The organism is Sneathiella sp., assembly GCF_041689005.1.
GTDB lineage: Bacteria > Pseudomonadota > Alphaproteobacteria > Sneathiellales > Sneathiellaceae > Sneathiella.
Genome location: NZ_JBDNHC010000102.1, coordinates 1 through 12,312 on the forward strand (window position 1 = coordinate 1; position 12,312 = coordinate 12,312).

The window sequence follows — 12,312 nt, forward strand, 5'->3', positions numbered from 1 at the left end:
CGTCCTGCCGGTGCTTTTCGCGACAGCCGCGCCCGGGTCTTAAAGTTTTGGTTTGCTGCCTTTGCCAAGCCGGGCTTCCGTTGCCTTTTTTTGCAACTCGTCCACCCAGTCATAGGATTCCAGGGTCGACCGCGCCCAGTTTTGAACATCCACCATACTTGCCGTAACATTGGACGCGGGGGCCTGACCGATGCCGTTGAGGGAATAAACCAGATAACTTGCGCAGTCATCCAGGCTTTTTGCCTTTGGGTTTCTCATCTGGTCCGCGAACCCGCCCCCGGGCGCCGGCTGGAATACGCTGTACACGATATCCTTCTTACTTCCCGGGCTGAACCCGCCGACGACGCAATTAACTTTGCCTGCCGGAAAATACCAGACCATCCTCACCTTGGTGTCCTCGTCGGGGGGGCCATATTTTTCGATCAGTGCTGCGTGATATTCATCCGAAGTTGGCGGTGTCAGCTGGTTTTCGTAATAACGGCTAATCGAAACCAGTCTCTGTTCCTCTGGCGGCGGCGAAAAATACAGCGAGAAGCTGTCTTCGCGTTTTTTGACCCCTTCGCCCGTGTCCTTGCCCGCATCGATGTAGAAAACGAAGTCATCTGTCTGCAGATTATTATGCACACCGTCGCTGTAATTATAATGCAGGCGATGTTCCGCCACTCTTTTCGGGTCGGCATCATAGCCGCCGTCGTGAAGGATAGCCCGGGTCTCCGCGAGGGTCATACCGAGCTTGAGGCCGACGACATCAAACTCCGCCCCCTCCGCTCGGGCCGGCGCGGCGGTCAATAACAGCGGAGCAAGCGCGCAGAGTGCCAGCGCTACAATCCTTTGGCGACGCATTCTCAAGTCTCCCTTTTCAAGAAAAAGAACGACTTAATATCAGAGTTAACACATATTCCGTCAAGTAAAACCAGCTTCGGTCCGCGAATACTTTCTTTTACTGAAAACGATACTTCTTTTTTACCTGACACTCGCCAAAAAGTGCCGCATACGAGGATTGTCGTTTCGGGATGATTACACCAGAACCGGCTTTGACCGGACATAAAAAAAGCGGCCCGAAGACCGCTTTTCCAGGGGATGCTTACACATCCTTATACATCTGGCTTATACAGCCAAAGCTTTTTTCTTCTTGCGACGTCCAAGATATCCGATCCCGATGAGCGCGGCACCAAAGAGTGGCAGAGCGGCCGGGAGTGGAACGGCTGAGATTTCGGTCGTATAGATCCGGTAGTTACTCAGGCCCTTGCCAACGCCGTCGATAAAAAAGTCGACGGACGGAATATCATCGAACAAGAACGCCAGGCTGAACCCGCCGGTGTGGATATAAACGACATTTCCACCAATCGTCGATGTCCAGTCTTTCCCCGAGATATCTCCATTGGAAACAAATGTTAGGTCCTGACCAAACCAGTCAGATCCTTCCAAGGTTGCTTCTATTTTGTCGGGGTCTTGCGCGCCAAACGCCTTTTGCGTTGAAAACTGCGAGGCGACTAATCCCGTTGTCAGGAAAGTAAGGTCGCTCCAGTCACCATCAGACCCGCCGCCGTTTGTCTGGAACCGGGTGGTCCAGCCAGCGTCGTTGCGGAAATCGCCTGAGGAATCACTGTTGCTATCCAGTTCATTCCAGCAAGTCCCATTTCCCACTGTGGGCGCTTCAAGCGAGCAAACATAGGACGCCGCCGCAGGGGCTGCTGTTCCCAAAAGAGCTATGCCGCCAAGTGCCGCGGCAACACCAAAACCAACCACTTTAAGTTTCATTGAAACTGAAACTATGGACATCGTAGGTCACTCCAAAAGTTAAATTAAAAATATTTAGGTCCGAAACATAACCAAACCCGGTTATGTGATTTTCTGTGGAAATATATAGATCAAATTTTAGCTAAATACTAATGTAATTTCAGATGTGGTTAATATTTTATGGGCGCAAGAATTCAGCATAAGCATTTGAAAACAAAACCGGGTAACAATTTTTTGACGCATAAAAAAAAGCGGCCCGAAGACCGCTTTCCAAAAGATATTTTTACACCCTTATTCCTGAATCGCTTTTCGCTTCTTCCGGCGACCGAGATAGCCGATACCGACAAGGGCCGCCCCGAACAGGGGCCAGGCAAGCGGCAACGGAACCGTAGAGATATCATCCGGGTTTTCCAGATTCTTGGCTGACTTGGGTACTTCTTCCGCAAACAGGGCCTCTTCTGGCGGAATATTCAGAAACCATGACATAAAGTTATAAGCTGGTGTGTAGGCCATGCTCCTGGGATCTTCCAGACAGGCGGCACGGTTTGCCGAAGACATATCGCCAGAACATTCTTGCGTCATCGTCGCCGCCGCGGCACGATGTGCGCCACCCAAAAGCGCCATTCCGCCGATTACGACAGCCAAACCCAATCCAAGTACTTTAAGTTTAATCCACAGAGAGTTGACAGACATGGCTTTCTTCCCTCCTCAAAATTAAATTATAAAAAATCAGGTGAACTTGGGGTAAGCTACACGCTCTTCGCACCAAAAATTGCGCTATACAGGAGCGATCAACTAAATACGCAGCCACATTACCCATAATTTATGGAAAAATCCAGCGATATATCAAATATAGTTAATCAAAACCAACTAAATCCTCACAAAAATGTGAACTACATTTAACCATGTCGACAGGCTAGACAATAAAAATGACATTCTTATGACAGCTGATTGCGACCGGGCTGGATTATGATAGAATAATTAATATGGAAAAGCTGTTCCCGCTCATACTCGTCTCTATCGGTATTGTTGCCATTCCGGGCCCCAATGTCGCGCTGACGATCGCCAATTCCGTGCGCTACGGCGCCGCCTACGGTCTCTATACGGTTGCCGGCACGACCGCGGGCGTGGGACTGCAGCTTTTCCTTGTGGTGCTTGGAATCGGGGCATTGCTGGAGATGGCCGCAGATGTTCTCTCCTGGGTGAAATGGGCCGGCGTTCTTTATATGCTTTATCTCGGTTATCGCAGTTGGCGGGCCCCGCTTGAGGATCTTGGCGCCATCGGGGCTGTTGCCGCTCCCGTCGGCGCCCTGTTCTGGCGCGGCTTCGTTGTTGCCCTGCTCAATCCGAAAACGTTGATCTTCAATGCCGCCCTGTTGCCCCAGTTTGTCCTGCCGGAAGGGGATTATGTCACCCAGCTGTCGCTGACCGCGCTGGTTTTCCTCTCCATTCTGACGGTCGGGGATATCCTGTGGGCCGTCTTCGCCGGGGCGCTGCGCCCGATTCTCATCCGGTTTCAACGCGCCAGAAACCGAATCACCGCTTTTTTCTTTTTCGCGGCCGGGCTCGGACTGGCCCTTGACGGCCGGAAATAACGGCACCTGCCGACCCCCTCATGGATCCGGCATATCATACAGCACCGTCTCTTCATCAAGAAAGCCGCGGGTTCCGCGCGCGGCGTCGGTGAAATCGAGCGTCCGGCGATTCTCATCCTCCGCCAGGGCCTCAAACGCCTCCTCACGCTCCGCCCCGTCGCCCTGCGGCCGGGTTGACGCCGCATCGCGCCAGATGCAGCCCTGCAGGACTTCATGGGCGGGAAAATTGTCGTTGGCCTCTTCCTCGTCGCCGGAATAGACCAGATAGGACGCCTCGGCGCTTTCTGTAAACCATGCCTCATCGTCAATATTTAAATCGCTCTGCTGTCTTGTTGGATCCTGTAACATCTTTTTAACTCCCGTTTGATCTGGTTTCGTTCAGGGTGTATCGCCCGGCACGGTGTAGTTTGACGCCGGAAATATAGGCGCTCATGGAATGGCCGAAGGCGGGCAGCCGAATCTGGCGTCCGATATGAACATAGCGGTCCATAACCGGCGGATCGCTGCCGCGGACGTCGCCGCTGAACGGCAACCGCGCGAGAAAGTCGCAGCGGTTGACATAGCGGCTCACCCGGATAGCCTTCGAATAGTGCGCGGCAAAGGGGCGGTTGCCGATCCTCGGACTGGCGAAGGCATAAACCCGGCTGGCATCCAGCAGCATAGCGGCGAGGATCGCCATGGCAGCCCCCATGGAATGGCCGGTGAGAACGATATCCCGCTCGCCCTTGATCTCGCGCTGGATCGTGCCCAGGACCTGCCATAGCGCCTGGTAATAGCCCTCATGCACCAGCCCGTCTCCGGCCCAGGGCACCAAGTCCGTCGACAGGTTGCTGCGATAGCTTTTCCGCTCCCGTCCGAACAGGCTGGTGCCGCGAAAAGCGACGATGGTAAGCCCCTCCCGCCGGCCAATCCAGGCGAAATGGTCATGGCTCCGGACCGGCTGATAACTGTAACCCAGACGCGCTGCCCCTTCCGCCCCCGCCGGGTCATAGGCAATCTTCGCACAGATCGCCGCCTCCAGCGGTGTCATTCCTCGTCGGCATTCTTGATATGGCCGACATTTCCGGCAATCAGGTTCAGGAGGCTGAAAATCCGGTCAGCGAGATCATTATCCCACCGGCTCGGGACAAGGGCGGTAATGAGGGTCGCCAGGGTGACCATCATGGCCAGCACCTCGACGGCGAGAATAATCGTGCGTTCGAGATCCCCCGCAGCTGAAAAGTCGATCACTGTTTCCTCCTCGTGACTTACATGTTGTAATGCTTGAAATTCTGGCTTGCCCAGGCGGCAAAAGTGGTTAACGCCGCGACGATGGTTCCTGTGATGCCGATAACCTTGAGCGCCCCGCGGCCCATACTGACCTGCAACGTCAGGGATTTGACGTCATCGCGCAGCTCGACCATATCAAGATGGAGATTTTCGATGCGCGCCCGCATGGCGCCGATGTCCTGTTCGAGCCTGTCCATCTCAGTTCTCCCGTTTCGAAGCGTCCGGCCAACCGTACCGTGCCTTGCGATCCGCGGCCAATGGCGCCACCGCGGGCAACTCGTTCCAGTAGTCCCCCGCCGCCTTGAGACAGCTCCGCCCCGACGCGTCGGTCTCGGTGAGGGTCCACCTATCGCCGGACAAGGTGGCAAACACCTCCGTGAGCGCGCCTTTGTAATTGAGCCCCTGCGCCACCAGAAATTCCTCATAGCGAGTGGCAAGATAGGTATCGAGGTCGCGCCGCGGCAGACAGATCGGATCCAGTGCCGCCTGACTTTGCAGCGGCAGGACCATTAAAAAAGCGGCCGCAAGGACCGCCAGGTTAAAGAACTGTTTCATAACCGGAATTCCTTTCCTGGGGGGTTATTCAATCGCCTGAATGCTGAACCAGCAGGACACATTGGAAACCACTGTCCGCGTGCCGCCGCTATCCTGCCAGGCATTGACCTCGAAATAGTCGCCGGGCGTAACCGCCAGAACGGGCGAGACGAAATCCTGTAATGTCAGCGGCGACTGGGCCTCCAGTGTGCCGACGGAACGGCCGTCAAAGCTGCCTGAGCCATTCTTGTTGACCAAAAACTGGCGCACACCGGCGATACTGCTGTCCCAGCGGATCTGTCCGCGAAGGATTATTTTTGTTACCCCCGTCGGAACGGTCAGGCGGCTGTTGTTGGTGGTATTATCGTGATAGCCGTCGGTATCATAACTCTCGCTTCCCCAGTTGAGGGGTGTCGCCGTATTGTTGGTGATGCTCTGGTCGGAGGCGAGCAGCACCAGCGCACCGGAATGCCCACCGCCGCCGCTCCCATCAGAAAGCGTGTCCGTCAGGGATCGCACATCCGTGCCGTCTGAGTAGAACAGCCGTGTCTCCCCATCGAGGACCTGCCCGGCCACCCCGGTCGCTGTCTTGACCGTTGCCGTCTCGCCGCTCGCGTTGCTGACCATGAAGGGCCGCGCGATTGCCGGAATGATAAAATTAAATGCCGCCGCCGGGCTGCCGCCGATGACATGATGCCAGGCGCCGCGAAACTCCGCCGCACTCAGGGTGACATCGCCCGCGCTCGGGTCATGGCCCGACAGCTCGGAACAGAGCGCCGCCTCCAGTTTTGCGTCGGCATCGTTGGAGGTGACATAGGCAAGCGCCTGACTTTCGGCGATCTGCGGTAAATCCAGTTCTGGCATGTTAAATAATCTCCGTTGCCGGGAATCCCCGGCCAATGGTTTCTGAGAGTTGATACAAGGTCAGCGACAGCTCCGGAACGGCGATTTCGGACAGCTCAAAATCCGCGTTGAAAGTGTCGAGCCCATAAAGATAGCTGGTAACATCGCTGACAAATTTCGAAACGCTCCCGCCGTCATAGGCAAACACCAGCTCATAGCGCTCGCTCGCCTCCGAGAGCGGGACAACACCGCTTAAACTGCCGCCGCCGACCCGCGTCCGCCGCTGCCAGGAAAGCGTCAGTCCCGCCTCGGTTCGCTCGCCTGTGATCTGGACGGGCGCGTAGGGCTTGAGGTCCGCCCCGGTGAGGGTTTTGATCTCTGCCGGAACCTCCTCGATCAGCCGTCCACCACCAACCGCCTTCCAATAACGCGGCCGGTCGATATCGCTGAGGGGTGAAAAGCCGCCGCCGATATCCGCAGTCCGGAGCAGTAACGCCCGCTCGCCGGCTTTGTGGGTACCGATCGCACCCTCCGTGCCGCGCCGTCCGCGCAGCAGAGTCGAGAGCCGGTAGCTGCCGTCCGCATTGACAGTGACATCGGCGAAATTCATGATCTCATTACCGAGCAGCAGGGCATTGCCGCCATTCAGCAGCGCCGCAGGGGTTATGCTTTCAAGCGCGTCCGCGCCATTGATAAAGCGGATATCGACGGTGCTGGCATTGTCGGTCTGCCACGGCGATGACGTTCCTGCGAGGGGGCTAAGGGCGACGCCCCAGACCACCTCAGAGGCAACCTTCCCTTCCAACTCATAACTCTCGCCGTCGAATGCGGAATAAAGCGCCCCGCCGGACCAGCCGGACTGATAGCCATCCATGGCAAAATAGAACCGGCTGCCGCTGCCCGCCGTCGCATCGCGGTCACGCAGCAGCGGCAGATCGAGCAGGAACAGCTCGGCGTAGGTTCCGCGCCGGATCAGTACCTGATCATAGCCCGCCCCGGCATCGCCTACGAGGCCAGAGGAATAGGCCAGCGGCGCGAGCGTGACAGCCTCCGCCTCCAGCGTCATGTCGGCGCCGAAATGCGACTGCATCAGCCGCGCCGGAGTGACGCCAGACCCAACAGTGACGGAGACCACATCGGCGGGATCGAGGCCCAGGAACTTGATCGGCAAGGACACCCCGAGGGTCTGCCGTTCGGCCCAAGCCGCGTACAGCGTTTTCGCCGCTGCCTGCCGTGCCTGATCGGCGGTCAGCGCCATCGGCAATTCGCGGGCGAGTTGGTTGCGGCCGAACATAGTCGAGACCGGCTTGAACGCCCGTTTTTCCGACTGCGTGCCGACCTGATACCCGGCATCAGCGGCAAGATAGGATAGCGAAATCCGCTCCGGCAGCTCGCTTTCCTGCAAGCGGCGGAACTCCGGCGGCGCCAGCATGTCCGCATCGGCAATTGTAATGCCGGAGGCAGATTGATTACGCGGAATGAAACCCAGCTTGTAGCCGCTTTCCCGGCAATCGAAAAAGCCGTAATGACTGAGCGGCGTCAGGGCATCGGCAACCGACATCGACCGGTTGATGACATAGCCCGGAATCTCCGCGTCGAGCGCCTCGACATCGAAATCCGACGGCGACAACCCCGCACGGCTACAGAGGTCGGCAACAATGGCGGCGAGATCGGCGCTTTGTCCCGACTGGCGACGCAGAAACAGCCGTTTCACGCCAAAATCCGCGTTAAACGCAAGCAGGCTGTCGGTCGCGGCGTCATAAATACCGCGCACAGATGTTGACACACCCTCGAACTGGTAGAGATCGACCCGCTCCCGCTCCTCCAGCGTTTCCGCGCTCAAATAGACCGCATAGCGCCCGGCGCTGACAAAGACCAGTTCTGAGCCATTGTTGGTATCGACCAGTGACAAAGTCCCGCTTAAGTCCGCGACATCGCGACTGACTGTGATCAGGGCGCTTGTCATCGACCATTTGAACAGGCGGTAATCGTTCTGGAACACCAGTTCGTTCGAGGACGGCAGATAGGCCACCAGATCTGTGATGGTGTTGGTCTCGCTCCCCGTGCCGCCCAGCGGGGTGAGATCGGCGGCAGCGATGGTATGGATCTCGCTTGTCGCCTGATACTCCGTGCCGCCCACGCCCTGCACGCCAAAGATCGACAGCGCGACGATCTCAAGGTCAGAGACCTGCGGGCCGGTTGCCCAGCCGGACATGGCGACCCAGGCGACCTCCGCCGCGTCAGTGACCGCGCCGGTACAGACGCGCGAGGCGGTATCGATCACCTCGATAACCTCGAGATTGTCATCGACGACAACGACCTGGTAGCTCTGCTGCGAGCCGAATACCTGAAACTGCGCGCCGGTCAGCGGCGAGACGATATCGGTGGAGAAAGTCACCGCGCCGACGCCCGCCGGTAAATCGGCGCTGTCCGTGAGGGCAAGCGCATCGCCGTCAAGGCGGTGGATCTGCCGCCCGGCAAGCAGTGCCGCGCCGGTCCCGATCCAGAACCGGCCCTTGCGGTCGCGGCAGAACCCGCGTGCGCCATCGAGCAGGCGCGGAAAGTCCGAGCCGATATCGGCATTGGCCAGCTCATCCAGCGTCACCGCATCAATCTTTCGCACCAGATCGACGCCGCCGCTCACCTCATAGGAAAAGGCAAGGCCGCGGATCGGGTCGTAGGCAAGAGAACTGGCCGACACCGCCGCGATATCACTGGCGGTGAGCGGATGGGCGCCAAGCCCTTCCGTTGTCACCAGAACCTCGATATTCGGGATGCGGTTACCGAAAGGCCCGAGCGGCAGGTCATCAAAGACAAGATAGCAAAGGCCGCGATAGGCGGGCACATTGTCCGCGCCCTCGGTGGCCTCAATAATACTATCGGGAAGCTGGTCCTCGCTGCCGCTATAAAAGCGAAAACGCAGATCGGCGGCGATCACCTCGCCCGCGGCCCCGGCATCATAGATCACCTCGCCATCGGCCCAGATTTTTAAGATCGCTGCCATCTCGCCCTCACAGAGGGCCATGGCGAAACTGCTGGAATAGCGGTAGCCGGTCGTGGACGAACTGCTGCCCGCGCCGCCCTTGCCGCCGCCACCGCCGCTGGTCACGGTCTCGGTACGCAGGCCCGAGGTCCAGATGATATTCCCGGCGAGACGCAAGGTGCCATAGACTTTCGGGATCGACGCGCCATAGCTCGCGCCGGTGATCTTGAGGTCGGTAAGGCGCGGTCCGGACGCACTGCCGCTGTCCTCGGGAAACAAAACCCGACCCAGCGTCGTGCCGACCAGCCAACCGGCTCCGGCCCCCACACCGGTGACAGCGCCAATACCGGCACCGACCACTCCCAATGCCAAGGTTGCCATTATTTTACCTCCCGCAGGGAGAAGACAGCAAACGGCTGGCCGTATTGGGCCAGTGGTTCCTCGATCACCTGGCGACGGCGGGCGTGGGCATGGATGACCGTACCCGCCCCGACCTGTCCTGCCAGAAAGCCAACATGGATGGGAAAAGCGCTTTCCTCGAACACGGCGATATCTCCCTCTTTCCAATCTGTTACAAATTTTTTATCAAGTTGACATTCAAGTTGGAACAGCAATTGCCGGCCGTCCTGACGTCGCCGGTAACCCGCGCTGTCAGTGATTGCAATGCCGAGCGAGTGGGCGACGACGACGAGTAAGCCGATACAATCAATCCCGCCCGCACGGCTACGTCCCTGATGCTGCCAGCGCACGCCGATCCAGCTGCGCGCTGCCGCGACGATTTCTTCTCTGTCAGTCATTGCCGCTCTCCAGCAGCGCATCGGTCCCGGGGATATGGGGGTGGCCGCGAAAATTGAGATGATTGGCGAATATATCACGGCAGGTCGCGAAGCGCTTGTCGCAGCCGGGAAAGAAAGACACTTCATCTGCGATGGCAATATCAAACGGCATATCGAGGTAAAGACTAAGATTTTTGCCCGCCTGCTCCCACGATTTGATCTCCCCGTGGCGGCCCGCGTTGAGGCCGCTCGTGAAACTCAACACCCCGCCCGCCAGCACGCCATCCACCCCGTCATAGTCGGTGAGCGTGAAGGCGCTGCGGGAGGTCACGGTGGCGACGGTGTCGCTGACCGTGAGCGCATTGGTGTCGACGGTGCATTTGACATCGCCAAGATCGGCACTGCAAAGCGGCGAATAGACCGCGCCGATTTCATACAGGAGCGCCTGCGCGAGGCCGCGCAGTTCCGCCGTGAAGGCGCCGTCGCGGGCCGAGATTTCGCCGAGCCAGCCTTTGCGGAGCGGGATGCTGCCCATGGACAGATCCTGCCAGTTGACCATGAAAATCGTCACCTCGGAGAAGTCATAAAGACCGGAGAACAGGTCCTCCTCGCGGATAACCTCACTTTGCAGATTGCCAATGATATCAAGGTTATCGACGGTGAAGTTGCTGTTGTTCGCGATTGCTGTGCGCGAGTATCCACTGGCCGCCAGATAGGTATCACCGGCAATCGACAGGTCGCGGTCGAAATCGGTGAAGAACATCTGTACGCCGTCCTGGCGGGTGAGCGCCCAGCAGGTCGCGAGCGTCGTCACCTCCCCGGCGATATGGCTGTTCATGTTGGTGCTTATGGGTTTCATAGGCGGACCTCCACCAGTTTGATGCTTTGCCAGTGATGAATGTCCGGGCCGGGAATCGCCGCCTGCATCAGGTCGGTATCGAAACGGACCGGAACATCGAACTCGCAGGCGACGGCGATCTCGACATCCTCCGTCGGGGCCACGTCGAAACTAATGATCCCGGTTGCTATATCCACCGTCCAGCCATCCGTCTGCGGCGCGTCATCCAGCATCACCGAGACACTGTCCGCGACGATTTTTTTAAGGGGCCGGTCATAGGCGGGCGCGAGAGCGTCATCGTCGATGTAGCGTTTGAAAATCTGGAAGTCGGTTGCCGTCCCGTCGCCGCTGCCGATAACCTGTTCGGCCATGATGAAATCAGAGAAATCCTTGAGCCGGAAGCCATAGGCGCGGCCGCGCCGGGCATGAAAGAAACTGAGCACGGCGGCCCATTCCTCGCCCCGGCTCGGGCTGATATCGACCGTATATTCGCGCCGCGCCTCGGCCCAGTTGATATTGCGCTGCTCAAAGCCGGAATTGAGGATCTGCACGGTTGTTGAAAACCGTGGGCCGCCAATGGCGCCATAGGAAACGCGGGTCGGAAAGCGCAGTTCGTGAAAGCTCATGAGGTTATCCGTTTCTTTTTAACAGACGTTGGGCCTGACGCAGCGCGTCGCCCTGTATCTGTGACTGGCTGAGGCGGAAGCTGGCCGCGTCGGGGGTCGAGATATTGAACGCGAGATTGATCACCGGCGCCGCAGCCGCCGTCGCCCCGTTCCGTTGCTGGGCCGGGGTTTCCACAGTCACCCGCTCGCCGCGGCTGAGACGGAGCGGTATAAGGTTCTGATCCACCCCCGCCTTGCCGCCAACGGTAAACTGGCCGCCACCAGCAAAGCCCGGAATGGCGCTGCTACCCCCGCTCCCGCCCGAGAATAACGCCGAGCCAAGCTCGAACAGCAGGCCTCCGGTCCCGCCCAGGGACTGACTTGCTTTCGAGGTCAATGTGCGGGTCCCAAGTTGAATGAGATCGGCCTCCAGTCCTTTCAGGACGGACTTGAAATCCTTGCCAGAGATCAGCAGTTTTTCAAACGCATTTTCAAAGGCGCTGCCAAGACCCCGTGCGAGTTTGCCGCCCGCGGCCGCAAAGCTGTCAAGCTCACTCCGGGCCGAAGCGAGACCGGTCCCGAGCTGGTCGACAAAGCCGCCGGCTGATGATTTTCCGAGACCGTCCTTCAGGCCGCTGACCTGACGGGCCAGCAGGCGCGCCTCCTTCTCCGCCTTGCGGCTTTTGTCGCTGAGCTGATCGAGGCTTTTAAGCGTCCCATCGAGCCCGCTCGCCCCGGCGGAAAATCCGAGACGGGAGAGATCCGATTGTGTCACCATGACCGTTGTTCCTTTTAAATCCTGTTGGTGTTCTGCCGCCGCCAGAGCGCAAAAAGCGCCAGCAGACACCGCATCTCACTTGCGGTTGGCCGCAGCCCGAAGCTAGCCTCGATATCCGCCGCGAGCGCCGCCGGGCCGAGTATTCCGCCTCCCGCCTGCCCCGGCACAAGCGTGCAGAACCACTCCCAGACATGCGCGAGACAGCCCGGAAGGTCAGGCGCGGCGGCAGCCTCAGGCTGTTTCTTTCCCGCCGTCCGTGCCACCTGATTATGGACGGCGGCGCGCCTGACCCCGCCGCCGATATCCGCCGCCAGCCACAGCTGATGACGGGCAAAGCGCATCAGGCGGTCG

16 protein-coding genes are annotated in these 12,312 nt (G+C 58.7%); 1 reads left to right on the forward strand and 15 read right to left on the reverse strand.

Annotation, left to right across the window (positions count from 1 at the left end):
* Positions 1 to 39 precede the first annotated feature (39 nt).
* From ACESNI_RS12005 to ACESNI_RS12015, 3 genes are all read right to left on the reverse strand, one after another.
* Entirely contained in the window at positions 40 to 843 is an 804-nt protein-coding gene (locus ACESNI_RS12005) for a hypothetical protein (RefSeq protein WP_373087013.1), read from the reverse strand.
* Between the two features lie 264 nt (positions 844 to 1,107).
* The gene (locus ACESNI_RS12010; RefSeq protein ID WP_373087014.1) at positions 1,108 to 1,782 is read right to left on the reverse strand and encodes a VPLPA-CTERM sorting domain-containing protein; all 675 of its coding nucleotides are present in this window, start codon (positions 1,780 to 1,782) and stop codon (positions 1,108 to 1,110) included.
* A gap of 249 nt (positions 1,783 to 2,031) precedes the next feature.
* On the reverse strand, positions 2,032 to 2,433 hold the full coding sequence (locus ACESNI_RS12015; RefSeq protein WP_373087016.1) for a hypothetical protein: 402 nt from the start codon (positions 2,431 to 2,433) through the stop codon (positions 2,032 to 2,034).
* Positions 2,434 to 2,726: 293 nt separating this feature from the next.
* Between ACESNI_RS12015 and ACESNI_RS12020 the strand changes: the two genes are divergently transcribed.
* Positions 2,727 to 3,335, forward strand: coding sequence for a LysE family translocator (locus ACESNI_RS12020; protein ID WP_373087018.1), 609 nt, complete (start codon positions 2,727 to 2,729; stop codon positions 3,333 to 3,335).
* A gap of 18 nt (positions 3,336 to 3,353) precedes the next feature.
* On the opposite strand, the gene ACESNI_RS12025 is transcribed toward ACESNI_RS12020, so the two are convergent.
* The 12 genes from ACESNI_RS12025 to ACESNI_RS12080 are packed head-to-tail and all read right to left on the reverse strand — an operon-like array spanning position 3,354 to position 12,302.
* Positions 3,354 to 3,683 (reverse strand): hypothetical protein, encoded by a 330-nt coding sequence (locus tag ACESNI_RS12025; RefSeq protein WP_373087020.1) that lies wholly within the window; start codon positions 3,681 to 3,683, stop codon positions 3,354 to 3,356.
* A 4-nt stretch (positions 3,684 to 3,687) separates the two neighbouring features.
* On the reverse strand, positions 3,688 to 4,365 hold the full coding sequence (locus ACESNI_RS12030; protein WP_373087022.1) for a hypothetical protein: 678 nt from the start codon (positions 4,363 to 4,365) through the stop codon (positions 3,688 to 3,690).
* On the reverse strand, positions 4,362 to 4,565 hold the full coding sequence (locus tag ACESNI_RS12035; protein ID WP_373087024.1) for a hypothetical protein: 204 nt from the start codon (positions 4,563 to 4,565) through the stop codon (positions 4,362 to 4,364). The genes ACESNI_RS12030 and ACESNI_RS12035 overlap by 4 nt, the downstream gene beginning before the upstream one ends.
* Positions 4,566 to 4,582: 17 nt before the next feature.
* Positions 4,583 to 4,801: a hypothetical protein gene (locus ACESNI_RS12040; protein WP_373087027.1), complete on the reverse strand. Its 219-nt coding sequence runs from the start codon at positions 4,799 to 4,801 to the stop codon at positions 4,583 to 4,585.
* A gap of 1 nt (position 4,802) precedes the next feature.
* Complete coding sequence (locus ACESNI_RS12045; protein ID WP_373087029.1) at positions 4,803 to 5,159, reverse strand: hypothetical protein; 357 nt, start codon at positions 5,157 to 5,159, stop codon at positions 4,803 to 4,805.
* Between the two features lie 24 nt (positions 5,160 to 5,183).
* Entirely contained in the window at positions 5,184 to 6,002 is an 819-nt protein-coding gene (locus ACESNI_RS12050) for a hypothetical protein (protein ID WP_373087030.1), read from the reverse strand.
* 1 nt (position 6,003) lies between these two features.
* Entirely contained in the window at positions 6,004 to 9,345 is a 3,342-nt protein-coding gene (locus ACESNI_RS12055; RefSeq protein ID WP_373087032.1) for a phage tail protein, read from the reverse strand.
* Complete coding sequence (locus ACESNI_RS12060; protein WP_373087034.1) at positions 9,345 to 9,761, reverse strand: NlpC/P60 family protein; 417 nt, start codon at positions 9,759 to 9,761, stop codon at positions 9,345 to 9,347. The genes ACESNI_RS12055 and ACESNI_RS12060 overlap by 1 nt, the downstream gene beginning before the upstream one ends.
* On the reverse strand, positions 9,754 to 10,599 hold the full coding sequence (locus tag ACESNI_RS12065; protein WP_373087036.1) for a DUF2163 domain-containing protein: 846 nt from the start codon (positions 10,597 to 10,599) through the stop codon (positions 9,754 to 9,756). Before ACESNI_RS12065 ends, ACESNI_RS12060 begins: the two co-directional genes overlap by 8 nt.
* A complete protein-coding gene (locus tag ACESNI_RS12070) occupies positions 10,596 to 11,204 on the reverse strand; it encodes a DUF2460 domain-containing protein (protein ID WP_373087038.1) in 609 nt (202 codons plus the stop codon). The genes ACESNI_RS12065 and ACESNI_RS12070 overlap by 4 nt, the downstream gene beginning before the upstream one ends.
* A 4-nt stretch (positions 11,205 to 11,208) precedes the next feature.
* Positions 11,209 to 11,961: a hypothetical protein gene (locus tag ACESNI_RS12075; protein WP_373087040.1), complete on the reverse strand. Its 753-nt coding sequence runs from the start codon at positions 11,959 to 11,961 to the stop codon at positions 11,209 to 11,211.
* A 14-nt stretch (positions 11,962 to 11,975) separates the two neighbouring features.
* Positions 11,976 to 12,302 (reverse strand): hypothetical protein, encoded by a 327-nt coding sequence (locus tag ACESNI_RS12080; RefSeq protein ID WP_373087043.1) that lies wholly within the window; start codon positions 12,300 to 12,302, stop codon positions 11,976 to 11,978.
* Positions 12,303 to 12,312 lie beyond the last annotated feature (10 nt).